23 protein-coding genes are annotated in these 26230 nt (G+C 67.1%); 7 read left to right on the top strand and 16 right to left on the bottom strand.

The features are described 5' to 3' along the window. Nucleotides 1-46 precede the first annotated feature (46 nt). The 15 genes from rseP to CR919_RS19445 form a co-directional block, all read right to left on the bottom strand. The gene (gene rseP / locus CR919_RS19515; protein ID WP_099821433.1) at nt 47-1405 is read right to left on the bottom strand and encodes an RIP metalloprotease RseP; all 1359 of its coding nucleotides are present in this window, start codon (nt 1403-1405) and stop codon (nt 47-49) included. A 55-nt stretch (nt 1406-1460) separates the two neighbouring features. Continuing rightward, nucleotides 1461-2651, bottom strand: a complete 1191-nt coding sequence (gene dxr, locus CR919_RS19510) for a 1-deoxy-D-xylulose-5-phosphate reductoisomerase (protein ID WP_099821432.1) — start codon at nt 2649-2651, stop codon at nt 1461-1463. A 2-nt stretch (nt 2652-2653) separates the two neighbouring features. Continuing rightward, nucleotides 2654-3490 carry a phosphatidate cytidylyltransferase gene (locus CR919_RS19505; protein ID WP_099821431.1) on the bottom strand — a complete coding sequence of 279 codons (837 nt, stop codon included), beginning with the start codon at nt 3488-3490 and terminating at the stop codon, nt 2654-2656. Beyond that, entirely contained in the window at nt 3487-4254 is a 768-nt protein-coding gene (uppS, locus tag CR919_RS19500; protein ID WP_089239843.1) for a polyprenyl diphosphate synthase, read from the bottom strand. Before uppS ends, CR919_RS19505 begins: the two co-directional genes overlap by 4 nt. A 5-nt stretch (nt 4255-4259) precedes the next feature. Further along, a complete protein-coding gene (gene frr, locus CR919_RS19495) occupies nt 4260-4814 on the bottom strand; it encodes a ribosome recycling factor (RefSeq protein ID WP_099821430.1) in 555 nt (184 codons plus the stop codon). A 97-nt stretch (nt 4815-4911) separates the two neighbouring features. Further along, nucleotides 4912-5640 carry a UMP kinase gene (gene pyrH, locus CR919_RS19490; RefSeq protein WP_025877663.1) on the bottom strand — a complete coding sequence of 243 codons (729 nt, stop codon included), beginning with the start codon at nt 5638-5640 and terminating at the stop codon, nt 4912-4914. A gap of 119 nt (nt 5641-5759) precedes the next feature. Beyond that, a complete protein-coding gene (locus CR919_RS19485) occupies nt 5760-7298 on the bottom strand; it encodes a GGDEF domain-containing protein (protein ID WP_099821429.1) in 1539 nt (512 codons plus the stop codon). 288 nt (nt 7299-7586) lie between these two features. Continuing rightward, a complete protein-coding gene (gene tsf / locus CR919_RS19480) occupies nt 7587-8465 on the bottom strand; it encodes a translation elongation factor Ts (RefSeq protein ID WP_099821428.1) in 879 nt (292 codons plus the stop codon). Nucleotides 8466-8590: 125 nt separating this feature from the next. Further along, entirely contained in the window at nt 8591-9394 is an 804-nt protein-coding gene (gene rpsB, locus CR919_RS19475) for a 30S ribosomal protein S2 (protein WP_099821427.1), read from the bottom strand. Nucleotides 9395-9613: 219 nt separating this feature from the next. Continuing rightward, nucleotides 9614-10312, bottom strand: a complete 699-nt coding sequence (locus CR919_RS19470; protein WP_099821426.1) for a fimbria/pilus periplasmic chaperone — start codon at nt 10310-10312, stop codon at nt 9614-9616. Next, nucleotides 10312-10539: a hypothetical protein gene (locus CR919_RS19465; RefSeq protein ID WP_099821425.1), complete on the bottom strand. Its 228-nt coding sequence runs from the start codon at nt 10537-10539 to the stop codon at nt 10312-10314. Before CR919_RS19465 ends, CR919_RS19470 begins: the two co-directional genes overlap by 1 nt. 101 nt (nt 10540-10640) lie before the next feature. Beyond that, a complete protein-coding gene (locus CR919_RS19460; RefSeq protein ID WP_099821474.1) occupies nt 10641-11675 on the bottom strand; it encodes a spore coat protein U domain-containing protein in 1035 nt (344 codons plus the stop codon). A gap of 2 nt (nt 11676-11677) precedes the next feature. After that, a complete protein-coding gene (locus CR919_RS19455) occupies nt 11678-14020 on the bottom strand; it encodes a fimbria/pilus outer membrane usher protein (RefSeq protein ID WP_099821424.1) in 2343 nt (780 codons plus the stop codon). A 7-nt stretch (nt 14021-14027) separates the two neighbouring features. Continuing rightward, nucleotides 14028-14780, bottom strand: coding sequence for a molecular chaperone (locus CR919_RS19450; protein WP_099821423.1), 753 nt, complete (start codon nt 14778-14780; stop codon nt 14028-14030). Continuing rightward, complete coding sequence (locus tag CR919_RS19445; RefSeq protein ID WP_099821422.1) at nt 14780-15307, bottom strand: spore coat U domain-containing protein; 528 nt, start codon at nt 15305-15307, stop codon at nt 14780-14782. Before CR919_RS19445 ends, CR919_RS19450 begins: the two co-directional genes overlap by 1 nt. Nucleotides 15308-15480: 173 nt before the next feature. Here CR919_RS19445 and map point away from each other — a divergent pair, with 173 nt between their 5' ends. From map to dapE, 5 genes are read left to right on the top strand one after another with little or no spacing between them, the layout of a single operon-like run. Further along, on the top strand, nt 15481-16323 hold the full coding sequence (gene map / locus CR919_RS19440) for a type I methionyl aminopeptidase (RefSeq protein WP_099821421.1): 843 nt from the start codon (nt 15481-15483) through the stop codon (nt 16321-16323). 2 nt (nt 16324-16325) lie between these two features. Beyond that, complete coding sequence (locus tag CR919_RS19435; protein ID WP_099821420.1) at nt 16326-18953, top strand: [protein-PII] uridylyltransferase; 2628 nt, start codon at nt 16326-16328, stop codon at nt 18951-18953. Then, the gene (gene dapD, locus CR919_RS19430; protein ID WP_099821419.1) at nt 18953-19999 is read left to right on the top strand and encodes a 2,3,4,5-tetrahydropyridine-2,6-dicarboxylate N-succinyltransferase; all 1047 of its coding nucleotides are present in this window, start codon (nt 18953-18955) and stop codon (nt 19997-19999) included. Before CR919_RS19435 ends, dapD begins: the two co-directional genes overlap by 1 nt. 13 nt (nt 20000-20012) lie before the next feature. After that, nucleotides 20013-20378 (top strand): arsenate reductase, encoded by a 366-nt coding sequence (locus CR919_RS19425; RefSeq protein WP_099821418.1) that lies wholly within the window; start codon nt 20013-20015, stop codon nt 20376-20378. Then, nucleotides 20375-21502, top strand: coding sequence for a succinyl-diaminopimelate desuccinylase (dapE, locus tag CR919_RS19420; RefSeq protein ID WP_099821417.1), 1128 nt, complete (start codon nt 20375-20377; stop codon nt 21500-21502). The genes CR919_RS19425 and dapE overlap by 4 nt, the downstream gene beginning before the upstream one ends. Nucleotides 21503-21604: 102 nt before the next feature. On the opposite strand, the gene CR919_RS19415 is transcribed toward dapE, so the two are convergent. After that, a complete protein-coding gene (locus CR919_RS19415; RefSeq protein ID WP_099821416.1) occupies nt 21605-22483 on the bottom strand; it encodes a tetratricopeptide repeat protein in 879 nt (292 codons plus the stop codon). Nucleotides 22484-22824: 341 nt separating this feature from the next. On the opposite strand from CR919_RS19415, the gene asnB reads away from it, so the two are divergent. Beyond that, the gene (gene asnB, locus CR919_RS19410) at nt 22825-24516 is read left to right on the top strand and encodes an asparagine synthase B (protein ID WP_099821415.1); all 1692 of its coding nucleotides are present in this window, start codon (nt 22825-22827) and stop codon (nt 24514-24516) included. Nucleotides 24517-24622: 106 nt separating this feature from the next. Then, on the top strand, nt 24623-26011 hold the full coding sequence (locus CR919_RS19405; RefSeq protein WP_099821414.1) for a cation:proton antiporter: 1389 nt from the start codon (nt 24623-24625) through the stop codon (nt 26009-26011). The last annotated feature ends 219 nt before the right edge of the window (nt 26012-26230 follow it).

Genomic DNA, 26230 nt, shown 5'->3' with positions numbered 1-26230 from the left:
TTGGTAAGGGATGCCGACGCTGTAGACGGCAAAAACATGGAAAAGTTCATCGCGGGACCAGGCCGAGGATGTCGTTGTAGAACGCCAATCCCATCAGCCCGGCCAGCAACGCCAGGCCGATGTATTGGCCGGCGGCGACGGCACGCTCGCTCAGCGGGCTGCCCTTGACCAACTCGATAAGGTAATACAGCAGGTGGCCGCCGTCCAAGATGGGGATCGGCAGCAGGTTGATGATGCACAGGCTCAGCGACAGCAGGGCGAGGAACTGGATGAACCAATCCACGCCACGCTTGGCCGAAATATTGGCGACCCGGGCAATGGTGACCGGGCCGGAAACGTTCTGCAGCGAGGCTTTGCCGGTGACGATCCGGCCCATCATGGCCAGCGAATCGGCGGCCATCCTGCCGGTTTCACGCACCGCCACCGTCACCGACTGTAGCGGGCCGAACTTGAGCAGGGTGTCATAGGCGGGGCTGTAGCTCTGGGCAAAGCCCGCGCCGATCTGCCAGGTGGGCTGGCCCTTGCCGTCCTTGCCCTGGCGCGGGGTGATCTCCAGCGCCAGGCGCTCGCCACCACGCAGTACCTCGATCATCGCCGGGCCACCGCGGCGGCCGAGGCTGCCCACTTCGCTGATGGCCTGCTCGACGCTGTCGATGCGCTGGCCGTCGATCGCCACGATCAGATCGCCGGGTTGCAGGTGACCCTCCGCAGCCGAACCCTTCACGATGCTGTCCACCAGCGGCGGCTGCAGCCATGCACGCCAGTACACGCCGGCCAGGATGGGGACCCGGCGTTCATCGAAACCAGCCGGCAGCTGCGACAGCGGCAGGGTGCGCGAGCGCAGCTGGTCTGCGGGGTCGAGAACCTCCAGCGTCACGTCGCGGCGGTCCATCGCCGCCGCGGTCAGGGCCATGCTGGCCTCACCCAGGGTGATCACATCGCGGCCGTCCACGCTCAGCAGGCGATCGCCACTGCCGAGCCCGGCCGTGGCGGCCATGCCGGTAGCGCGGCCGACGGTGGCGGAATAGTCCTGCTTGCCGATCACGAACATCGCCCACAGCAGCAGGATGCACAGCAGCAGGTTGGCGATCGGGCCCGCCGCCACGATGGCGATGCGCTGCCACACGGTCTTGTGGTTGAAGGCCTGGCCGCGCTCGTGCGGATGCACCTCGACTTCGCGTTCGTCGAGGAATTTCACGTAGCCGCCCAGCGGGATGGCGGCGATGGCGAACTCGGTGCCGTGGCGGTCGCGGCGCGACCACAGCGGGCGGCCGAAGCCGACCGAGAAGCGCAGCACCTTGACCCCGCACAGGCGGCCGACCCAGTAATGCCCGAATTCGTGGAAGGTGACCAGCAGCCCAAGGCTGACGATCATCCACCAGACCGATCCGATGAAGTCAGTCATGCAGGTTCACATTGGCGGACACGGGCGGCGGCGTCATACGGGATGGGTGCGCTGTTCAGGTGGCGGCGATGGCGTTCAGGGTCAGCTGGCGGGCCCGCTGGTCGGCGGACAACAGGACCTCAAGTGTATCGGCTGGTTCGGTCGGCAGTGTTGAAAGAGCGTTAGCAACCAGCGTCGGAATGGTCAGGAAGCCTATGCGGCCCTGAAGAAACGCTGAAACAGCCTCTTCGTTGGCGGCGTTCAGCACGGCCGGGGCGGTACCGCCGGCGCGCATCGCCTGCCATGCAAGGGCCAGGCAGGGGAACGCGTCGGTGTCGGGGGCCTCGAAATCCAGCCGGCCCTGGCTCAGCAGATCCAGCCCCGACACGCCCGATTCGATCCGTTGCGGCCAGCCCAGGCCCACCGCCAGGGTGGTGCGCATGTCCGGCAGGCCCATCTGCGCCAGCGTGGAGCCGTCAACGAACTCCACCAGCGAATGCACCAGGCTCTGCGGGTGCACCAGCACCTCGATGCGCTCGCCGGGGATGCCGAACAGATGGTGGGCCTCGATCACTTCCAGGCCTTTGTTCATCAACGTCGCCGAATCGACCGAGATCTTCGGCCCCATCGACCACTTCGGGTGCGCCACGGCCTGGGCCGGGGTGACCTGCTGCAGTTCGGCGCGGCTGCGCCCGCGGAACGGTCCACCCGAGGCGGTCAGCAGGATGCGGCGCACGCCGGCACCGTCGAGGCTGGCATCACGTGAACGCAGGCACTGGAAGATCGCACTGTGCTCGCTGTCGATCGGGATGATCTCGGCGCCGGCACGCTCGGCGGTACGGGTCAGCAGTTCGCCGGCCAGTACCAGTGATTCCTTGTTGGCCAGCAGGATGCGTTTGCCGGACGCGGCGGCGGCCAGGGTCGAGGACAGGCCGGCGGCGCCGACGATCGCGGCAACCACGGTGTCGCAGGCGTCGCTGGCGGCCAGCTGGTCCAGCGCGGCATGGCCGGCGTGGGCCAGGGTGGCCAGGCCGGCATCGCGCAGGCCGTCCCGCAGTTCGGCATACAGGGTTTCATCGGCGATCACCGCATGCGCGGGCCGATGCTGCCGGCACAGGGCCAGCAGCGCCTGTACCTGGCGGCCGGCGGCGAGCACGGTGGCCTGGTAACGCAGCGGATGGCGGGCGATCACGTCAAGCGTGGAGGCACCAATCGAACCGGTGGCGCCGAACACGGCGACCCGGCGCAGGTCTGCAGCAGCATCCATGGTCAGAACCCGAAGATTTCCTTGCCCAGTGCGAACACCGGGATGGCCGCCAGCACGCCGTCGACGCGGTCGAGCACGCCGCCGTGGCCGGGGATCAGGTGGCCTGAATCCTTGGCGCCGGCATGGCGCTTGATCAGGCTTTCAAACAGGTCGCCCAGTACCGAGGCGAACACGGCCACCACTGAAGTGACCAGCAGGCCCGGCAGGTGCGCGGCATCGATGCCGGCCAGCCAGCCCAGGCCGACGGCCACCGCAACACCGGCGATCAGTCCACCGACGAGGCCTTCCCAGGTCTTGTTCGGGCTGATCCGCGGTGCCAGCTTGTGCTTGCCGAAGTGACGGCCAGCGAAGTAAGCGCCCGAATCAGCGGCCCAGACCAGCGCCAGCGCGGCCAGCAGCCACAGGTGGCCCTGATGGCCCGGCGGGTCGCCGCCGGCATGGATCAGTACCAGCGCCGCCCACGCCGGCACGATCGCCAGGGTGCCGGCCAGCAGCTTGAGGATGCGCGCCGGACTGCCGGGTTGCGCGCCGAAGTTGAAGAAGCGCAGCCACACCAGCGCGCCCAGCCACCAGGCCACGCCCACCAGGGTCGCGATCTGGAACAGCACCAGGGTGCCGGCATCAGCCCACACCAGCAGCACCATCAGCAGCAGGTTGAGGACCAGCAGCACGGTGCGGGCGAGGGTGTCTTCGACATCGGCCAGTTTCAGCCATTCCCACAGGCCTATCAGCAGCACGGCAGCGGCGGCGGCGGCCAGCCACTGCGTGGGCAGCAACAGGATCGCAGCAATGGCGACCGGCGCCATGATCAGCGCGGCGAGGACTCGGGTCTTGGTCATGGGCTGGACGTCTCGGTGGCCAGGGCTGCGATCTGGGCGCTGGTCAGGCCGAAGCGGCGCTCGCGGCTGGCGTAGGCATCCAGCGCCAACTGCAGCTGCGCGGCGTCGAAATCCGGCCACAGCGCTTCGGTGAACCACAGCTCGGTATACGCCAGCTGCCACAGCAGGAAATTGCTGATGCGGGTATCGCCGCCGGTGCGGATGAACAGGTCCGGTGGCGGCAGGTCGGCCAGAGCCACCTGTCGCCCCAGCAGGGATTCGTCGATCTGCTCGGGAAGCAGGCGGCCGGCGGCCACTTCAACGGCCAGTGCGCGTGCGGCACGGGCGATGTCCTGACGGCCACCATAGCTGGCGGCGATCGACAGGGTCAGGGCGCGGTTGTCGGCGGTGCGCTGTTCGGCCAGCTGCATGCGGCTGACCAGGGCAGCACCGAAGCGCTCGCGTTCGCCGATGAAACGCACGCGCACGCCGCGCCGATGCAGCTCGTCCACTTCGCGGTCGAGCGCGCCGAGGAACAGCTTCATCAACGCATCGACTTCTTCCTGCGGCCGGCCCCAGTTCTCGCTGGAAAACGCGAACAGGGTCAGCGCCGGAATGCCCAGTTCCAGGCAGCGCTCGATGGTGCGGTTGACCGCGCGCGCGCCGGCACGATGGCCGATCACGCGGGGGCGACGGCGCTGCTGTGCCCAACGCCCGTTGCCATCCATGATGATGGCGACGTGGCGCGGCAGGGCGGCCGGCAGGGGGGGCGGGACTGAAGGCATCGACTTCAGACCGACATCAGTTCCTTTTCCTTGTCGGCGACGACCTTGTCGATATCCTTGATGTTGGCATCGGTCAACTTCTGGATATCGTCTTCGCCGCGCTTCTTCTCGTCTTCGCTGATGACCTTGTCCTTCAGCAGCTTGGCGACTTCCTTGTTCGCATCCTGACGGATGTTGCGCACGGCGATCTTGGCGCCTTCGCCTTCCTTCTGTACCTGCTTGGCCAGTTCCTTGCGGCGCTCTTCAGTCGGCGGCGGCAGGTTGACGCGGATCGAGGTGCCGATGGTGTTCGGGGTCAGCTCGATGTTGTACAGGCCCTTCTCGATCTCCTTGATCATGCTCTTGTCGAAGGGCGTGACCAGCAGGGAGTGGGCGTCGGGGTTGGAAATGGACGCAACCTGATTCAGCGGCGTGCTGGCGTTGCCGTAAGCATTGACCGTGACGCGGTCCAGCAGGGCCGGCGTTGCGCGGCCGGTGCGGATCGAGGTGAGGGTGTGCTTAAGAGCGTCGATGCTCTTGGCCATGCGCGTCTGCGCGTTGTTCTTGATGTCGTTGAGCATCGCCAGGGTCCTGGATGTAACTGGAATCGGGCGATTATAGGCGAATACGGGACGCCGCCGGGCCTGAATCGGCCCGGAGGTCGCCTTGCGCTCAGCCTCAGGCCGGGTCGCGGCCCTGGACGAGGGTGCCGATGTTCTCGCCGTGCAGGATCTTCAGCAGTTCGCCCGGCTGGCCCATGTCGAACACGCGCATCGGCAGGTCGCTGTCGCGGGCCAGGGCGAAGGCGGCGGTATCCATCACTTCCAGCCCACGGCGGATCACTTCGTCGTAGCTCAGGCTGTCGAAGCGGACGGCGTCGCTGTACTTGTTCGGATCCTTGTCGTACACGCCGTCGACCTTGGTGGCCTTCAGCAGCAGGTCGGCGCCGATCTCGATCGCGCGCAGGGCAGCGCCCGAGTCGGTGGTGAAGAACGGGCTGCCGACGCCCGCGGCGAAGATCACCAGGCGGCCCTTTTCCAGATGGCGGATGGCGCGGCGGCGGATGTAGTCCTCGCACACGTCGTTGATCTTGATCGCGCTCATCACGCGGGCCTTGGCGCCCACTTTTTCCAGCGCATCCTGCATGGCCAGAGCATTGATGACCGTGGCCAGCATGCCCATCTGGTCGCCGGTGACGCGGTCCATGCCGCCAGCGGCCAGGCCTGCACCGCGGAAGATGTTGCCACCGCCGATGACCAGGGCGACTTCGGCGCCGGCCTGCTGGGCCTCGACGACTTCACGGGCCAGGCGATTGATGATCTTGGGGTCGATGCCGTAGTCCTCATCTCCCATCAGCGCCTCCCCGGAAAGTTTCAACAGGATGCGGCGATAGGCGAGCTTGGACATAGGGACCTCGGGTGCGTGGAAATCGCGGGCGATTCTACGCGCAAGCGGCGCGCGGCCAAAGCGTTTTGTGCACTGCGGCGCAAAATACCGGTGTGCCCCGTACATCCGGAGCGCACCATTCAGCCAAGCTCGGCGCCCGCAGTGGCGGACAGCTCATCATGCCCCAGTTCGCCGGGAGAGCGCGCGATGACCCGGTTGCGGCCCAGGTTCTTGGAGCGGTAGAGCACGTCATCGGCGGCGCGCAGCAGGTCCTGCACGCCGGCAAAACGCTCGTAGCCGCCCTGCGTGGCGACGCCGGCCGAGAAGGTGATGAACAGCGGGCCGCCTTCCAGTTCCGCCATCGGGGTGGCGACGATGTTGGCCAGCACCCGGCGGATCACGTCAAGGGCCACCGATTCACTGGTATTGGGCAGCAGCGCGACGAACTCCTCACCGCCGAAGCGGGCCACGGTGTCGCTGTTGCGCAGCTGCCCCTGCAGCTTGCCGGCAAAGGCGCGCAGCACCTCGTCACCGGTCAGGTGGCCGTGGGCGTCGTTGATCTTCTTGAAATCGTCCAGGTCGATGAAGGCCACCGACAACGGCCAGCCATGGCGGCCGGCGCGCAGGAACTCCTGCTCAAGCACGGCTTCGAGCTGGCGGCGGTTGAGGACGCCGGTCAGGGCGTCGCGATGGGCCTGGTCGGCCAGGCGCTTGGCCCTGGCCTCGAATTCATCGGCGCGGCGTCGGGCCTGGTCGGCATCCTGCAGTTCGCGCAGGTTGCGCAGGGTGGCCAGCTCCTGCGCGTGGTCGATCAGCTCGCGCACGCGGGCCGGCGAATTCAGGCCGTTCTCGAACAGGCTGGCGATGTCCGGCAGCGCTTCGCTGATCCGGGCCAGGACCTGGTCGAAGCGTGCACTGTCCAACTCCAGCCTGTCGTGGACCTGCTGCAGGGCGCGCTCACGGGCGGCATCGGCGTCTTCATCCAGCCAGATGTCGGCAACGGCGCCAGACAGCTGTACGCAGGCCTGGAACGGATTCTCGGCGGTAGCTTCGTCTTCGCTGTGGCGGATGCTGTCGACCAGGTAGCGCGGCAGGCCCCACTCCTCGGCTACCCAGGCGCCGACGTCGGCGTGGCTGCAGCCGAGTTCCTGGCGCTCGCGCGCGATCAGGTCGGGGTTGTCGCGCGCTTCGCGCAGCAGCGGCAGGTAGCGTTCGGATTCGGCCTGGGCCAGGCACAGCACGCCCATGTCCTGCAGCAGTCCGGCCAGCATCAGCTCCTCCAGCCGGCGCAGGCCGCGCGCCTGGCCGAGCTGGCTGGCCGCCAGCGCACTGAGGATGCTGCGCTTCCAGGCGCGTTGGCGCAGGTCGTGGTCGGCGCCGCCTTTGCCGGTCAGGCCCTGGGTGACAGTGAAGCCCAGGGCGAGGCTGATCGTAGCGTTCAGCCCGAGCATGGTCAGCGCCTGGCCGAGGTTCTCGATCCGGCGCCGGCTGGCGTACAGCGGCGAATTGGCGATACGCAGCATGCGGGCACTCAACGCCATGTCGATGGCGATGATGTCCGCAGCGGTTGCGATGTCCGCTTCCGGGTCCTGGGCCAGTTCGATGATGCGCAGGGCAATACCGGGCGGCGAGGGGAGGTTGCGGCAAAGCGCCAGTGCAGCTGTCAGCTCGGGAGGCATGTCGGGTCGTTCAATTCCATTAGGACAAGAATACCTAGGAATGCATCACAGTCCGCGACTTTCGTTCCTGTTATGTGACTGCAGGTTCCCTATGCCGAGTATCGGCTTGATTCGCACGCAACGCAAAGACCCTTGGTTCCGGTGTGCGCACCCACGGAATGGGCACCCACATGCAGCGCACCAACGGTGCGCATCCGCAGAAAGGGCGCCCACAGGTGGGCAGGCACAAAAAAAGAGCCGCGGTTTCCCGCGGCTCCTTCTGGTTTCATCACAGCCGTGAGGCTGGAATCAGACCTGCATCGCCTTGGCAACTTCGGCGGCGTAGTCTTCCACCACCTTCTCGATGCCTTCGCCAACGACCAGCAGCTGGAAGCCAGCCACGTCGGCGCCGGCAGCCTTGACCACCTGCTCGACGGTCTTGTCGCCGTCCAGCACGTAGCTCTGGCCGTACAGGGTCACTTCGCTGACGATCTTGTTGATCTTGCCGCTGATGATCTTTTCCAGGATGTCGGCCGGCTTGGACTTGTCCTTCTCGGACATCTTGGCCAGTTCGATTTCCTTTTCCTTTTCCACGAACTCGGCCGGCACATCGGCAGCCTTGTTGTGCGGCGGCTTCAGCGCAGCCACGTGCATGGCCAGGCCGCGAGCCAGTTCGGCGTCGCCACCGATCAGGTCGACCAGCACGCCGACCTTGCCGTTGGTGTGGACGTAGGAACCCACGTTGCCGGCGGTGTCCAGCTTGACCAGGCGACGGATGAGGATGTTCTCGCCCAGCTTCTGGATGGCGGTGGCGCGGGCTTCTTCGACGGTTTCGCCGGTGGCCAGCTTGGCGCTCTTCAGCACTTCCACGTCGGTGGCGCCCGATGCCAGGGCAGCGGCAGCGACGGAATCAACGAAGTTCTTGAAGTTGATGTCGTTGGCGACGAAGTCGGTTTCCGAGTTGATCTCGACCAGCACGGCCTTGCCGCCGTCCTGGGCCAGGCCCAGACGACCTTCGGCGGCCACGCGGTCAGCCTTCTTGTCGGCCTTGGCAGCGCCGGACTTGCGCAGCGCTTCAGCAGCGGCGTCGATGTTGCCGCCGGCCTCGGTGAGCGCCTTCTTGCATTCCATCATGCCGGCGCCGGTGCGCTCGCGCAGTTCCTTGACCAGGGAAGCAGTGATTTCCACGGGATTACCTCACGAAAGAAAGGGGTTGGGCCGGCATGGTGGCCGGCCCGTGTGACAGTTTCCTGTCGTCGCGCCATCGGCTGCGGACAGGAAAGGTGGGCGCAATGCGCCCACCGGGGCCTGGATCAGGCCTGGGCTTCGCCCTTGTCGGCAGCAGCCTTCTTGGCCGGAGCGCGGCGAGCCGGCTTGCCTTCTTCGGCAGCAGCGTCGGCGAACTCTTCTTCACGGACGGTGGCAGCGTGCGGTGCAGCAGCCTTGCCTTCCAGCACGGCGTCAGCAGCAGCGCGTGCGTACAGCTGCACGGCACGGATGGCGTCGTCGTTGCCCGGGATCGCGTAATCCACCAGCTCCGGGTTGTAGTTGGTATCGACGACGGCGATCACCGGGATGCCGAGCTTCTTGGCTTCCTTGATGGCGATGTCTTCGTGGCCGATATCGATGACGAAGATCGCGTCCGGCAGACGGTTCATGTCCTTGATGCCGCCCAGCGAGGCTTCCAGCTTGTCGCGCTCGCGACGCAGGCCCAGCACTTCGTGCTTGACCAGCTTCTCGAAGGTGCCGTCGGACTCACCGGCTTCCAGTTCCTTCAGGCGGGCAACCGACTGCTTGACGGTACGGAAGTTGGTCAGGGTGCCGCCCAGCCAACGCTGGTTCATGAACGGCATGCCGCAACGCTCGGCTTCTTCGCGGATCGACTCACGGGCGCTGCGCTTGGTGCCCAGGAACAGGATGGTGCCGCGCTTCTGGGCAACCGACGAGATGAAGTTCATCGCATCGTTGAACAGCGGGACGGTCTTTTCCAGGTTGATGATGTGGATCTTGCCGCGGGCGCCGAAGATGTACGGAGCCATTTTCGGGTTCCAGTAGCGGGTCTGGTGGCCGAAGTGGACGCCGGCTTCCAGCATCTGACGCATGGTGACCTGGGGCATTGCAATACTCCTGATGGGGAACCGGCGAATCCGCCCGCGGGATAGGTATGCGGGACGCGTGGAAACGCTGATGGTTCCGGGGTTGGGCTTCCCTGTTGCCTCCGTGGCCGAACTCCTTGCGGAGCACCCCGGCACGGATGGGGGCAGCAGGTGTGGATTCACCGGTGACGTCCGGCGTGGACGGCGTCCCGCGCACAGGGCGGCAGGACATCCCGGGAATTATAGCCCGCTTGGCTGGTGCGCTGCAATTGCAGGTGCCGGCGCGGCCAGGATCACCGCTGTGCCGTCCTGCAGGCGGGCGTGGAACCGGCCGCCAGCATAGCCATCGGCGCGCGGTGGCAGCTGCCACTGGCGCTGGCGCGCGGCCAGTACGTAGCCGGCAAGACCGGGCAGCAGCAGGCTGCGGTGGCCGTCGGCGCCCTCGTAGGCAAGGTCGCTCAGGCGCGCGTGCCCGTTGCCACTGTTCAGCAGTCGCAGCATGAACTGCGACCCGTTGACCACCACCTCTGCCTGCAGGGCCGGGGCCGCCGTGGGGACCGGTTCGCCGCGGAACAGGGGCAGTGAATAGCGTGGCATGGCCGGTTCTGCCGGTGCCAGGATGATACGGAATGCCTGTTCGACGGCCACCGGCGCCGACGACGCCGGCAGCAGCCAGACGCGCTGGCGCGCACCGGCAGGAAGATCCAGCAGGGTCGGACTGGCCAGCACCTGCGCGCTGCGTTGCAGCTGTTCGGCCCCCGGTTGCTGGTCCCACGCCCAGACCTGCACCTGGCCGCGCCAATGCGCAGGGCCGGGGTTGTGCAGCCACAGCTCGGACCGCCCCTGTGCGGCCGCCAGGCGCAGGGTGGTCGGCATCAGATCCAGCGCCTGCACGGGCATGGGCAGCAGGGCCAGCAACAGGGGCAGCAGCCGGTGCATCAATAGTAGGTGGTGGGCGGTTCGGAGGTCGCACGCCCTTGCTCGTCCTGTGCTGGCGGGGCCAGTTCACGGACCTGTGGCGGCAGGTGCAGGGTGTCGCTGTGCTGCTGCGGTACCGGGCAACGCGGGCCGCCCTCCGTGCCGGTGCAGCCTTCAACCACGGTCAGGCGGATCTGCAACGGGGCGGGCGCCGGCTCGGCCCAGGCTGTCGTGCTGGCGATGGACATCGCTGCGATCAGTACTGCCCGAACCACCTGCCATCCACCCTGTTGTCGATCTGATGCGCGGTATCGGCCGACATGGGCGATTCTGTAGTGCGGGGCGCCCCTCAGTAGGTGATCGTCACCTGTACCAGGTCGTTGTAGGTGCCGGCCGGCGGTTGGCCGCTCACCGGCGGTACCCGGCCGTAGATCGTCAACGGTTGCGCGCTGCCAGTGCCGACGCCGCTGAAGGTGTCCACGTTGAGCGTATTGCCCCAGCGCTGGCTGCGTGCAGCATCCCGATACAGCTCATAGGTCAGGTAATAGTTGTTGCTGCCGATGGTGGTGCGCATGCGCCGGGTACTGCTCAGTGCAGGGTTGTTCTGGCCGTTGTCGAGGCTGATCTGGAACGCGGTGCGCTTGAGGCAGGTCAGGGTGAGGGTGGCGGTCTGGTCGATGTTGGCGGGAATGCCGCCGGTGACGTTGCCGAAATTCATGGTGGTGGTGAGGTAGCTGCCGCATTGTGGCAGCACGTTGGCAGTGGCATTGAAGGTGAAGGCATTGCTGGCGGTGTTGGTGCCGGTAGCGCCGCCATTGCAGGTGGCCGGAACGGTGGCGTTGCCCAGCAGCACCTCGTTCCAGGCCCAGGTGAGCACCACGCTGGCGCCGCTGAAGGTGCTGCTGTAACTGCCCGATGCCAGCACCTGGTTGGCCGGGATCTGCGCGAACAACTGCACGCTCTGCGCGCCGCTGCCGCCGGTCAGCAGGGGCACGTTGTAGGTCATGGTCAGCTCCTGCGCCGGCGGTACGCCGCGCGGGGTGAGGCCGGTCACCTGGCTGTAGTTGGAGGTGTTGTAGAGCTGGAAATTGAGTGTATCGCCGCTCCCGTTGACCATCGTTCGCCACGGCGTGGTGGTGCTGCCGCCCGTGCCGTTGCCGATGCCCACGCAGACGCGCACGCCGGTGGTGGCGAGCAGGCTCAGCGCGGCGGTGGTGCAGGTCACGGTGATGTTCAGCGTGCCCGAGGTCGGGCCGGCGGCGCCGCTGTTGACGTTGCCGAACGGCAGCAGGGCGTCTGCGGTTGCGGTGCATACGGCCGCGGCGCGGGCCGGCAGGCTGGGCACCAGGCATGCAAGCAGCAGCAGGCCAAGCAGCAGGCGCAGGCTCATGGCGCCACCTCCGGCACGCATTGCAGCGGCGCCGGGCGCGGCCGTGCTCCCGTAGCGACCACCTGTGGCGACGCCGGTACCCGCGCACGGCACTGCCCCCTGCTGGTGGTGATGTACAGCACGGTGCCAGCGGCCACTTCTTCCAGATACAGCAGTCCGTCGTAACCGACCGAGGCCTGGCGGCCATCCGCCAGCTGCACCTCGCTGCCCGCTTCCAGCGGCTGCCCCGCCATGTCCTGCACGGTGAGGGTCAGCGAAGGCCGCGAGCGCAGGTTGAAGGTCAGCCCGGTGCCGGCACGCTGGCGCGGTGTTACCCAGTCCTCGATGCGATCAGCGCGCATGTCCGCCGGCAGGTCCAGGGTATCGATGGAGACGCGGTTGCGCTGCCAGGACAGCAGCGGGCTGATCAACAGCAGGCCACGATCGTCGGTGACACCGATCAGGCGGTTCTCAAGCCGCACCGGTACACCGCCCACGCCATTGGTGCTGACCACGGCGAAGGCATCGGCGACTTCGCGCGCGGCGAAGGCGTGCCCGGCCATCCACACCAGGCTGCCGCTGGCGCTGCCATAGGCGTAGTTGAGGCCGGACTGGCGCGAGGCACCCAAGGCATAGCGGCCGACATCGTTGAGGATGCCGACTTCGGCCAGGCCGCCGCTGCCGTCGTCGCCGTGGCGCACCTGTGCGCGCCAACCGATACCGCCGGCGCTGCCGTCGCCCGGTACCGGCTGGGTGACATCGGCGACCCAGCTCTGGCTGTCGCCGTTGCGCTGGCTGGACAGGCTGGCCTGGCGGTTGTTGCCCAGGCTTGCGGTCAGCGACAGGTAGACACTGCGGTCATCGCTGTTGTCCAGGTTCTGGTTGACCGACAGGTAGGCCGACCAGCGCTGGCTCCAGCTGCGTGACCAGAACAGGCTGGCATAGCGGTTGTCCTCGCCATCGGGATAGCGCAGGCGCAGGTAGCTGGCGCTCAGGGTGCCCAGCCGCAGCAGGTCCAGGCCGACCGTGGCCTGCTCGCTGATGCTCGGCGGCAGGTTGGCCTGCAGCGCGCCCAGGTCGCGGTAGTCGCCGTGGCTGCGCACGCTGCGCAGATTGACGTTGAAACGACGGTTGTTCCAGCTGTACCCCAGCGCCCACTGGCCGCCCTGCAGGCCCTGGTAGCGGCTGTGGGCATAGGCGGCATTGAACACGCCCGCACCGCCCAGCAGCCACCATCCGCCCACGCCGGCCTGTGCCAGGCCGCCGCCACCTTCGGCGCGTGCTTCGCCGGTGAACGTGTCGCTGACGCCGCCGCGCCAGCTGGCGCTTGCCACGGTACGGTCGTCGTAGGCGAAGGAGCGCTCGCCGAACTGCTCGCGCAGCTGGCCGACGCCGAGCGACCAGTCCGACAGGCCCTTGGCCAGCAGCTGCTGGGTGCCGTAGAAGCTGAAATCCAGGGTCTGCATGCGGCCGAACGCATCGGTGACCACGACCTGCGCGCTGCCGTTGCCGCTGATGCCCGGTTGCGCCGCCAGCTGGAATGGTCCGACCGGCACCTGGCCGCTGTACTGGCGCAGGCCATCGACATACAGCTCGACCGTGGATGGCACCACCGCCTGGCCGAGGAAGGCCGGCGTCGGGGTAAGCACACGGTACGGCTGCAATCCGTAATTGCGGCCGATCTGCAGGCCGCCCAGGCGTACCGGCCGGCTCCAGTCGACGAAGCCGCTGTAGAAGTCGCCCACCTCCAGGGTCAGCGCCCTGTCCGGGAAATCCAGGGTCCAGCGCGTGTCCAGGCGTACGCTGTCGCTGCGCCAGTGGCGGTCTCCGGTCTGGTAGCGACGGCTGACCGCGGTGTTCTCGAAGGTGCCGGCACCCACGCCGAACACCCGCAGTTCAGAGCTCAGGGTCAGATTGCCGAGGCGGTCGACGCGGCTGCCATACAGGTCGTAATTGAGCAGGACGCCGGGCGAGGCGCTGCCGCGCGGGGTGCGCACCTGCGGGCGGCTGAGCACGGTCGTGGGCAGGGTCAACTGGTCCAGGGGCACGTCCAGCGCGAGGGTCTGCAGGTGCGCGTCATAACGCACCACCGCGCCGCTGATCTGGTCCAGATACACGGGAGCATCGCCACTGGCATTGAAACCGAGCTGGCGCAGGATCTCGGGGCTGGCCTGCAGGCGGCCGCGATTGTCGGTGAAGGGCAGCAGGCCGCGTGGCGTGCTGTTGAGGGTCACGTCCAGGTACAGCGTCTGGTTGGCCGTGAGTGGGGTCGGTGGTGGCAGCAGGGCATCGGCGGAGACCCCGGAGACATCGGCTGCATGGGCCGCCGGGGACAGGGCCGCACCGAGCGCTGCGCTCATCAGCGCCTCAGCGAGCCGGTGGTGGCGGCAGCGACGTCTGTTCCGACTCGCCATTGAGCTTGGCCGTGATCTGGTCGTTGTCGCGGTCGATCGCCGTGCGCTCCAGCGGCCAGCGCATGACCTGGCCGGGCAGCACGTAGCCCAGCAGGCCGGGATGGACGATGCGCGGCCGCTCCGGGCTGCCCAGGGCGAGGTCGGCGATCTGCGCGTAGCTGTTGCCGGTATTGCCTACTTCCACGCCGTTGCGACCGTCGTCCAGCCGGACCAGGCGGGCGTGCAGCTGCGGTGCCAGCCGGCCGCCGGCGCCGGGTTGCACGAACACCGGGATGGAATAGCGCAGTACGAACTGCATGCCTTCGCTGCGCGTGGCCAGATCGGGCACCTCATCGACGATCAGCCGGTAGTACTGCTGCGCAGCCGGTGCGTCGGCAACGGCGCGCATGACCCGCACCAGCTGCTGCTGGCCCGCTGCCAGTTCCTGCATTGGTGGCGTAGCCAGCAGATCCTCGGTGGGCAGCAGTTGCTCCTTCCCGTCCTGCTGTACCCAACGAAACACTCTTACCTGCAGCTTCACCGGCGAGGTGCCGCTGTTGGTCAACCACAGTTCGCCAGCGCGCTGGCGTGCTTCCAGCTGCAGGCTGGTGGGGGCGACCTGCAGGCTGGTCGCCGAGGCCTCGTTGCCCCCAAGCAGGCTGAAGACGAGCAGCGCCACGCCGGTGGCGCGCCACGGGCGGGATCCGGCCATGCGGGCGTGCTCCATCAATAGGTGATCGTGGCGGTAACGGTATCCAGATAGTTGCCGGTAGCAGCGTTGGCCGTGCTCAGGTTGAGGATCTGGCCGTAGACGATGTAGGGCACCGCCAGCCCGGTGCCGATGCCGGCCTGGGTGTTGGTGCCGGTGGTGGCGCCCCAGACCAGGGTGTGTGCGGCATCCTGGTAGAGCTGGTAGCCCACGTAGTTGTTCGCGGTCACTGCGGCGTTGGTGTTCTTCATCCGCCGCGTGGTGACGTCATTGGCCGTGCCGGCATTGGCACCGGCATTCAGCGCGATGGTGTACGGGGTCAGCGCCGAGCACTGCGCGGTCACAGTGCCCTGGCCCAGGGTGGGGGTGGCGGTGGTGGAGGCGGCGGTACCGAAATCGACGTTGGTGGCTGCGGCCGCAGTAATCGTGCAGGCCTTGGTGACCACCAGGGTGACGTTGAACGTGGTGGTGTCGGCGGCGGCCGCCGGGCCGGCCAGCAGCAGGGCCAGGGCCCAGGCCAAAGGGGAACGAGCTGCGGATCGCATGGACAACCTCCCTGACCCGAAGGTCCGTTGAACAGGGCGAAAACGGCACGTTCGGCGCCGTTTTGACGACAGTGGGGCCAGCGTAGGCACCGCAAGTGTCTGTATTCCGTGAGAATCAGGGATTCGAAAGGGTGTGGGCCATCACGCTTTCACATTGCTTGCCGGATCCGTGCATGGCCCGTATCGCCAGTTGGGTGGCGTTCGTTCAGATTGCGGCCGGATCGGCGATAATGGGTGCCATGAGCGTGAATATCAAAACCCCGCAGGAAATCGAGATGATGCGCATCGCCGGCCGCCTGGCCAGCGAAGTGCTCGACATCGTCACCCCCCACGTCAAGCCCGGTGTCACGACCGAGGAACTGGACCGCATCTGCCACGACCACATCGTGAACGTGCAGGGCGCCATTCCGGCCAACGTCGGCTACCGCGGCTTCCCCAAGACCGTGTGCACCTCGGTCAACAATGTCATCTGCCACGGCATTCCCAGCGAAGGGAAGGTCCTCAAGGATGGCGACATCATCAATATCGACGTCACCGTCATCAAGGACGGCTGGCATGGCGACACCAGCCGCATGTACTTCGTCGGCACCCCGTCGGTGATGGCCAAGCGCCTGGTCGACGCCACCTATGAAGCCATGTGGCGCGGCATCCGCGCGGTGCGTCCGGGCGCAACCCTGGGCGACATCGGCCATGCGATCCAGAGCTATGCCGAAGGCGAGCGTTTCAGCGTGGTGCGCGAGTATTGCGGCCACGGCATCGGCAAGGTCTACCACGATGAACCGCAGGTGGTGCATTACGGTCGCCCGGGCCAGGGCCTGGTGCTGCAGCCGGGCATGACCTTCACCATCGAGCCGATGATCAACGAGGGCACCCGCTACAACAAGGTGCTGCCCGATGGCTGGACCGTGGTGACCAAGGACCGCAAGCTGTCGGCGCAGTGGGAGCACATGATCGCGGTCACCGAGACCGGGGTGGACGTGCTGACCCTGTCGCCGGGCGAGTCGCAGGTCTCCTGAGGATGCTGCCGGCGAGTTCGCTGCTGGACACGCCGGCCGCGTCGCTCAACGACCCGGACTGGGCTGCTGCCGCGCGCGATGCGCTGCAGCAGGCCGACACGCGCCTGTACCGCCGCTTCGACCAGGGCGACAACATCGAGCGCCTGCTGGCGTTGCGCGCGCGCGCGGCCGATCACCTGATCCGCCATGCCTGGCAGCGCTGCCTGCCGGCCGACAGTGGCCTGTCGCTGTTCGCCGTGGGCGGCTATGGGCGCGGTGAACTGTTTCCGCGCTCGGACATCGACCTGCTGGTGTTCGGCGATTCGCAGGCGCAGCTGGCCCACGAGGAGGCGCTCGCGCGCCTGTTCGCGTTGCTGTGGGATTGCGGCCTGGCAGTCAGTCACGCAGTGCGTTCGGCCGCGCAATGCAGCGAGGCCGCTGCCGACCAGACCGTGCTGACGGCGTTGATCGAAGCGCGCCCGCTGATGGCCGATGAGGCAGCACGGCGCGCGCTGCGTGCGGCGGTGGATGACCGCGAACTGTGGCCACCGCGTGCGTTTTTCCTGGCCAAGCTCGAGGAACTGCGCAACCGCCACCAGCGCTTCGGTGATACCGCCGACAACCTGGAGCCGGACCTGAAGGATGGTCCCGGCGGCCTGCGCGATCTCAACACGCTGGGCTGGATGGCGCTGCGTGCGTTTGGCGTGCGCGATCTGGAAGCGCTGGTCGGCCTGGGCCACCTGGGCGCTGACGAGGCCGCCGCGCTGAAGCGCGAACGCGCGGTGCTGGCGCGACTGCGCTTCGGCCTGCACCTGGTGGCGCGCAGGCCCGAAGAGCGCCTGCGCTTCGATTACCAGAAGACCCTGGCCGCGCGCCTGGGCTTTGAAGACGACGCCGAAAGCCTGGGCGTCGAGAAGATGATGCAGGGCTTCTACCGCGCCGCTTCGGTGGTGCGGCGGATCAGCGATCGTCTGCTGCAGCGTTTCGAGGAACAGTTCGATGGCGAGGCACAGCCCGAACCGCTGACCGTGGGGTTCGCCCTGCGCCGTGGCTATCTGGCGGCCAACGATGCCGACTGGCCGAACGCGGACATCGGCCAGGTCTTCGCGCTGTTCGCCAGCTGGGCCAATAATCCGCAGATCCGTGGCCTGCATTCGTTGACCGCGCGCGCGCTGGCCGAGTCGCTGCCGCTGCTGCCTGCCTATGACCAGGCAGATGCCGACGCGCGCGAACAGTTCATGGCCCTGCTGCGCGGCCAGCGCCCGGTCGACACGCTTTCGCGCATGGCCCGGCTGGGCGTGCTGGGGCAGTGGATTCCGGCGTTCGCCCAGGTCAGCGGGCGCATGCAGTTCGACCTGTTCCATGTCTACACCGTCGACCAGCACACGCTGATGGTCCTGCGCAACATGGGGCTGTTCGCCAGCAGTCGCGCCGACGAACGTTTCTCGATCGCCCATGAAGTCTGGCCGCGCCTGCGCAAGCCCGAACTGCTGCTGCTGGCCGGCCTGTTCCACGACATCGCCAAGGGCCGGGGCGGCGATCATTCCGAACTGGGCGCGGTCGATGCACGGGCGTTCTGCCACGCGCAGGGGCTGAGTGGTTCGGATACCGAACTGGTGGCCTGGCTGGTCGAACAGCACCTGCGGATGTCGGTGACCGCGCAGAAGCAGGACATCGCCGATGCGGACGTGATCCATCGTTTCGCGACCCTGGTCGGCAGCCGCGACCGTCTGGATTACCTCTATCTGCTGACCTGCGCCGACATCGCCGGCACCAGCCCGAAGCTGTGGAACGCGTGGAAGGACCGGCTGCTGGCCGATCTGTACTTCGCGACCCGGCGCGCGCTGCGCGAGGGCCTGGAGCACCCGGTGCCGGCCGCCGAGCGCGTGGCCGAAGCGCGCGACAGCGTGCGTGCGCTGGTGCGCGAGCAGGGCTACGACGATGCCACCATCGACCGCCAGTTCGCGGTGATGCCCGACGAAGGTTTCATCCGCCTGCGCCCGGAACAGCTGGCCTGGCAGGCCGCCGCGCTGGTACCGATCAAGCAGGGCCAGACGCTGGTGAAGGTGCGCCGGATCAGCGTCGATGACCCGGCATTGGAAGTGTTCGTGCACTCGCCGGACCGTGATGGCCTGTTCGCCGCGATCGTGATGACGTTGGACCGCAAGGGCTACGGCATCCACCGCGCGCGCGTTCTGGATGGACCGGCCGACACGATTTTCGATAATTTTGAAGTGAGCCCGGCCGATACGTTTGCCGATGGCAGCAGCGCCAACCTGGAAGCAGCATTGCGTGAGGCGCTCAGTGGCGATCTGACGCGGCTGCGTCCCTCGCGCCGGGTGGTGCCACGCCAGCTGCGCCATTTCCGTTTCGCCCCGCGCATCGAGTTCCGCGATGAACCCGGCGCAACCCGTTTTGCCCTGGTCGCACCCGACCGTCCCGGCCTGCTGGCCGACGTGGCGTTCGTGCTGCGCAACCAGGGACTGCGCGTGCAGGACGCGCGCATTGCCACATTCGGCGAACGCGCCGAAGACACCTTCGTGATCAGTGACGAACACGACCTCCCCCTGACTGAATCCGCCCGGCAGCAGCTGCATGACGCAATGCTGGCCTGCCTGGACCCTGATCGAAACGCCGGAGACCCCGCCTGATGGCCACCAAGCCTGCAAAGAAGACTGCCGCGACCGCCAAGAGCGCAGCAGCCAGAAAGACCACTGCCGCTGAGCCGGTTGCGAAGAAGATTGCCGCGCCGAAGAAGGCTGCGGTGAAGAAGGCGCCGGCGAAGAAGGCCCCGGCCAAGACCGCCGAAGCCGCACGCGCCGAGAACATCGCACGCAAGTCGCTGCGCAAGCCGGCCGGCCCGGGCGTGGAAGAACTGAAGTTCGGCATCGAAAGCGCCTTCGAGCGCCGCGCCACGCTGACCCTGCACGAACTGGAAGGCTCGACCCGTCCGCTGGTCAACCGTGTGATCGATGGCCTGGAAAGCGGCGAATTCCGCGTCGCCGAGCCGGACGGCCATGGTGGCTGGAAGGTCAACGAATGGCTGAAGAAGGCGGTGCTGCTGTATTTCCGCGTCAACGACATGGCCGTGGTCGATGCACGCCCGGCACCGTTCTGGGACAAGGTCGAATCGCGCTTTGCCGGCTATGACGAGGCCAAGTTCCGCCGTGGTGGCGTGCGCGTGGTGCCGGGCGCGATCGCCCGTCGCGGCACCTATTTCGGCAAGGACGTGGTGCTGATGCCGAGCTTCACCAACATCGGTGCGTACGTCGGCGAAGGCACCATGGTCGACACCTGGGCCACCGTCGGTTCCTGCGCGCAGATCGGCCAGCATTGCCACCTGTCCGGTGGTGCCGGCATCGGCGGCGTGCTCGAGCCGCTGCAGGCCAGCCCGACCATCATCGAAGACCATTGCTTCATCGGTGCGCGTTCGGAAGTGGTGGAAGGCGTGGTCGTCGGCCATCACAGCGTGATCGGCATGGGCGTGTTCCTCAGCCAGAGCACCCGCATCTACAACCGCGCCACCGGCGAAATCAGCTACGGCTACATCCCGCCGTACAGCGTGGTGGTGTCCGGCTCGCTGCCGAGCAAGGACGGTACCCACTCGCTGTACTGCGCGGTGATCGTCAAGCAGGTCGATGCCCGTACCCGCAGCAAGACCAGCGTCAACGACCTGCTGCGCGGCCTGGCCGACTGACGGAGCCGCACGCATGAGCACCACCGTCTACGGTCTGAAGAACTGCGATACCTGCAAGAAGGCGAGCAAGTGGCTGGACCGCTTCGGCGTGCCGTACACCTTCGTCGACTACCGCGACAACAAGCCCAGCCCGGAAACGCTGCTGGAATGGGCCGCCCAGCTGGGTGGCCTGGCGGCGATGGTCAACCGGTCCTCCACCACCTGGCGGCAGTTGCCGGACAACCGCAAGGCCGCCGATTCGGAGGCGGAGTTGAAACTGCTGCTGCGCGAGTACCCGCAGCTGATCAAGCGCCCGCTGGTGGTGACCGCCGACGGCAAGGTCAGCCAGGGTTTCAGTGACAACGGCTTCAAGGCGCGCTTCGGCGTGGGCGGCGCGTGAGCGCCGTCCTCGACCTGGCCTGCGATCTGATTGCACGGCCGTCGGTGACCCCGGACGATGCCGGTTGCCAGGCGCTGATCGGTCAACGTCTGCAGGCAGCCGGTTTCACCTGCGAGCACCTGCGGCTGGGCGAGGTCGACAACCTGTGGGCCACCCACGGCAGCGGCGCACCAGTGCTGGTCCTGCTGGGCCACACCGACGTGGTGCCGCCGGGCCCGCGCGAGGCATGGCAGAGCGATCCGTTCGCGCCGCAGATCCGCGATGGCGTGCTGTACGGTCGTGGCACCGCCGACATGAAGGGCAGCGTGGCTGCGTTCGTGGTCGCTGCCGAACAGTTCGTTGCCGCCCATCCGCAGCACACGGGCACGCTGGCGGTGCTGCTGACCAGTGATGAAGAGGGCGATGCCATCGATGGAGTGCGCCATGTCGCGCGGCTGTTCGCCGAGCGCGGCCAGCGCATCGACTGGTGCATCACCGGCGAGCCGTCGTCCACCTCCACGCTGGGCGACCTGCTGCGCGTGGGACGGCGTGGCAGCCTGTCGGCCAAGCTGCGCGTGCAGGGTGTGCAGGGGCATGTGGCCTATCCGGACAAGGCGCGCAATCCGATCCATCTTGCCGCGCCGATGCTGGCCGAACTGAGCGCACGGCGCTGGGACGAGGGCTACGAGAGCTTCCCGTCGACCAGCCTGCAGATCTCCAACATCCATGCCGGTACCGGCGCCAACAACGTGATTCCCGGTGAGCTGGAGGTGGATTTCAACATCCGCTACAACCCGCATTGGGATGCACCGAAGCTGGAGGCGGAGATCACTGCGTTGCTGGACCGTCATGGCCTGCAGTACACGCTGAAGTGGCACCGCAGCGGCGAGCCGTTCTACACGCCCGAAGGTACGTTGCGTGCAGCGGCGCGTGCGGTCCTTGCCGAGCACACCGGACGCGCGCCGGAAGAGAGCACCGGGGGTGGCACCTCCGATGCGCGCTTCATCGCGCCACTGGGTGCGCAGTGCATCGAAGTCGGCCCGGTCAACGCCAGCATCCACCAGGTGGATGAGAACGTGCGCGTGGACGAGCTGGAAGCGCTGCCGGGGCTGTACCAGCGACTGGTTGAACGCCTGCTGGTGTGAGGACGGTGGGTGCCGACCGTTGGTCGGCACGCCTTCCTGTAGAGCCGAGCCATGCTCGGCTGATTTTCCCTGGTAGATGCAGCCGAGCATGGCTCGGCTCTACTATTCCGAAAAAATGAAGAATGGCGGTTCGACCGCTTTCTTCCAGTAGCTCGGCGCGGCCATGTAGAAGCGCTGCGCCTCGGCCTTGGCGAACCAACGCGCCGCCGCATCGCTGTCCCTCTCCACGCCCGGCGCACTCCGGCCCAGCAGCAGCCCGGCGAAGTACTGGCCGAACACATTGCCCTGTTCCGCGGCACGCTGATACATCTGCAGCGCGCGTGCCGGATCGCGCGGCAGGCCCACGCCTTTTTCAAGCAGTGCGCCCAGATCCACCTGCGCTTCGGCATCGCCACGCTCGGCGCGACGCTGGATCTGCGCAACCAGCGGATGCACGGTGTCACCCTGCGCAGCCACCGCATCCGGCAGTCGCGATGATGAACTCGCGTAGCGCTGGTAGATCATTCCGCGCAGGTCCCAGCGCAGCGCCTGTTGTGCGTCACCACGCTGGCGATAGGCCGTGGCGAGCCCGTAGAACGCATAGGGATTGCCGTGGTTGGCCGCCGCCAGGTAGGCGCGTTCGCCACGTCGCCAGGACGCGCGCAGCACTGGTGCCGGGTTGATGTGGGGGCTGTCGGCATGGCGCAGCGTGCCGGAGATCCAGATCCGGCCCAGTGCTTCTTCCGCCTTGGTGTTGTGGAAGGTCCAGGGGGTGACTGCCGCCGCACGCTCGTAATAGGCAATGGCGCGCGGATCGTTGAAGCGTTCAAAGGTTTCCGCGGTATCAAAGGCACCGTCGAAGCTGCCGTCGGTTCCGCGTTGTTCCAGTGCCTGTTGCTGGGCCGGCGGCAGGGCCGAGGGAGGAGGCAGGGTCTGGCAAGCGGCCAGGCCCAGGCAGAGCAGGGCGGCCAGCGCTGCGGTGCGTCCATTGCAGTGTTGCATTCCCGTTACACGATTCAGGGCGGGCCATTATGCGCTTCAGGACGTGGTTGCCGACGCAACTGTTGCGCGGCGGCGGAAACCGGGGTAGGGTCGATGCCATGTCGATCCGCCTGGCCACCGCCGTCAACAACAACAACCGCAATAATCTGCGCGCGAATAATCGTGCGCGGCCGATGCGGGACTGCGCCCTGGGTAGATAGACAGCAACATACGCCCGGACACCAGAAAACCCGCATCGGTCGATGCGGGTTTTTTTGTGCCCGGGCGCAGCGCCACCCGGGCCTGGATGGCCGGTCGAACACCTTCCCCCCGTGTACTTCCCCACAACAGGAGTTCCACCCATGTGTTCGATCTTCGGTATTTTCGGCCTGCAGGCCGGTGACGATCTTCCTTCCCTGCGCCGCCATGCGCTGGAGCTGTCGCAGCGCCAGCGCCATCGTGGCCCGGACTGGAGCGGCGTGTACCTGGATGAAGGCGCGCTGCTGGTCCACGAGCGCCTGGCCATCGTCGATCCGGCCGGCGGCTCGCAGCCGCTGCTGTCCGCAGACGGGCAGCTGGCGCTGGCGGTCAACGGCGAGATCTACAACCACCAGCAGCTCAAGGCCGGCCTCGCCGAAGCCTATGCCTTCCAGACCGGTTCGGACTGCGAGGTGATCAACGCGCTGTACCGCCAGGGCGGATCGCCGGCGCAATGGCTGGAACAGTTGAACGGCATCTTCGCTTTTGCCCTGTGGGACCGTGCAGCCGGCCGTGTGCTGGTGGCGCGCGATCCGGTCGGCGTGGTGCCGCTGTACTGGGGCCATGATGCGCAGGGGCGGCTGCGCGTAGCGTCTGAAATGAAGGCGCTGGTCGATACCTGTGCCGACGTTGCCCAGTTCCCGCCGGGCCATTACTACGACAGTGCCAGCGGCGAACTGGTGCGCTACTACCAGCAGCCGTGGCGCGAGTACGACGACGTGCAGGGCCGCCAGGCCGATCTCGCCGAGCTGCGCCAGGCCTTCGAACATGCGGTCGAACGCCAGCTGATGAGTGACGTGCCGTATGGCGTGCTGTTGTCGGGCGGGCTGGATTCATCGCTGGTCGCCGCCGTGGCAGCACGTTATGCGCGGCGTCGCATCGAAGATGGCGGCCAGAGCGAAGCCTGGTGGCCGCGCCTGCATTCGTTCGCCATCGGCCTGAAGGGTTCGCCGGATCTGGCCGCTGCTGCGGTTGCCGCCGAAGCGCTGGGCACCGTGCACCACGGCTTCGAATACACCTTCGAGGAAGGACTGGATGTGTTGCCGGAGGTGATCCGCCACATTGAAACCTACGACGTCACCACCATCCGCGCCTCCACGCCGATGTTCCTGCTGGCGCGCCGGATCAAGGCGATGGGCGTGAAAATGGTGCTGTCCGGCGAAGGCAGCGATGAGATCTTCGGCGGCTATCTGTACTTCCACAAGGCACCGGACGCGCGCGAATTCCACCAGGAACTGGTGCGCAAGCTCGACGCCCTGCACAACTACGATTGCCTGCGCGCCAACAAGTCGATGATGGCCTGGGGCGTGGAGCCGCGCGTGCCGTTCCTGGACCGCGAGTTCCTCGACGTGGCGATGCGTTTCGATGCCGCGCACAAGATGGTCGGTGCCGGCTTCGGTGGTCGCCGCATCGAGAAGGCAGTGCTGCGCGAGGCCTTCGAGGGCTACCTGCCGGACAGCATCCTGTGGCGGCAGAAGGAGCAGTTCAGCGACGGCGTCGGCTACGGTTGGATCGACGGCCTGAAGGCGCATGCCGAAGCGCAGGTCAGCGACCGCGTACTGGCCGCCGCCGACAAGCGTTTCCCGCACAATCCGCCGCAGACCAAGGAGGCGTACTACTACCGCCACCTGTTCGAGCAGTTCTTCCCCAGCCACGCGGCGGCTGAAACCGTGCCGGGCGGCAAGTCGATCGCCTGTTCCTCGCCGGCAGCCATTGCCTGGGATGCCAGCTTTGCCGCCGCCGCCGATCCGTCGGGCCGCGCCATCGCCGGGGTGCACGAGCAGGCGTTGGCCTGACCGGCAGTGCCCGGTCGCCTGACAACGGTAGCGCCGGACCATGCCCGGCGAGCGCGCAGCGCCGGAGCAGGCAAGGACGTATCATCGGCGCCCTGCACATTGGGGAATGTTCATGGACGTACAGACCGGAGGTTCCGCGCGACCGACGAAGTGGGCGTGGCGGTACCTGGTATGGGCTGGCGTGCCGTTGCTGGTCGGCCTGCTGCTGGCCCGCTATGCCGGGCCCGGGCTGCCGACGGTGGCCAGCAAGGCCGAGGCCGTGGTCGGCAGTGATTGGGCGCATCACCTGGCCTCGCCGCTCGGCCTGTTCCTGCTGCAGCTGCTGGTGCTGTTGCTGGTCGCCAAAGGCGCGGGCGCACTATTGAAGCGTTTCGGACAGCCGGCCGTGATCGGCGAGATGGCCGCTGGCCTAATGATGGGGCCGCTGTTACTGGGGAGTCTGCTGCCACAGGTGCACGGCGCGCTGTTCCCGGCCGCTTCGTTGGGGCCGCTGGGCATGCTCAGCCAGCTGGGCGTGCTGATGTTCCTGCTGGTGGCCGGCGCCGAGCTGGATCTGGGCGCGCTGCGTGGGCGTCGCCGATTCGCCTTCACTGTCAGCCACGCCGGCATCGCGGTGCCGTTCGTGCTCGGCGTGGTCCTGGCGATCTGGCTGTATCCGCAGCACGGTCCGCAGGGCGTGGGTTTCACCGCGTTCGCGCTGTTCGTCGGCATCTCGATGAGCATCACCGCTTTCCCGGTGCTGCTGCGCATCCTCGCTGATCGCGGCATCACCCACACATCGCTGGGGCAGACCGCCATCGCCTGCGCGGCGCTGGGCGATGCGACCGCGTGGTGCCTGCTGGCGCTGATCGTGGCGGCAGCGCAGGCTACCGGCTGGCTGCCGGCCAGCCTCAACCTGCTGTGCGTGGTGGCGTTCATCGCGCTGATGCTGGGGCTGGTGAAGCCGTGGTTTGCCCGGCAGACGATCGCGCCGGGTCGCGAAGGGCGCTGGCTGCTGGGCATCCTGCTGCTGTCATTGGCCAGTGCGCTGGTTACCGAAGTGCTCGGCATCCATGCGTTGTTCGGTGCGTTCGCTGCGGGTGTGGCGGTGTCGTCCAACGCGCAGCTGCGGCAGCTGCTGGTGGCCAGGGTCGAACCGTTCGCGGTGACCCTGCTGCTGCCGCTGTTCTTCGCCATGACCGGCCTGCGCATGCGTGCCGACGCGCTGCAGGGCAGCGACATCCTGTTGTGCGTGGTGGTGATCGCCGTGGCCACGGTGGGCAAGCTGCTGGGCACCTGGAGTGCGGCGCGCAGTACCGGCATGGCCTCGCGCGAGGCGTGGCGGCTGGGTGCGCTGATGAACACCCGCGGGTTGATGGAACTGATCGTGCTCAACCTGGGCTACGAACTGGGCCTGCTCGGCGACCGCCTGTTCGCGGTGCTGGTGATCATGGCGCTGGTGACCACTGCGATGACCGGGCCGCTGTTGAACCTGATCGAGCGCCGCAAGGCCTGAGCCGGTCGCGCGGGCGGACATCTTGTAGAGCCGAGATCCTATGTTTGTGGTCAAGCCTGCTGGAAGCAGGCTTGACCCACTTTCAGCATGGCTGGATCAAAGTCCCGACCGCTCTTGAAGACGCCCCAGGCGATCTTGGCCAGCTTTCTGGCCAGGATGTTGAAGCTGGCGGTACTGCTGTGGCCGCGTTCGCGGATGGCCGTGTAAAGGGGTTTGCCG

The sequence above is a fragment of the Stenotrophomonas sp. LMG 10879 genome, from assembly GCF_002750935.1.
Lineage (GTDB): Bacteria > Pseudomonadota > Gammaproteobacteria > Xanthomonadales > Xanthomonadaceae > Stenotrophomonas > Stenotrophomonas lactitubi_B.
The sequence above is the reverse complement of the archived record's forward strand: the minus strand, read 5'-3'. Positions and strand labels throughout refer to the sequence as shown.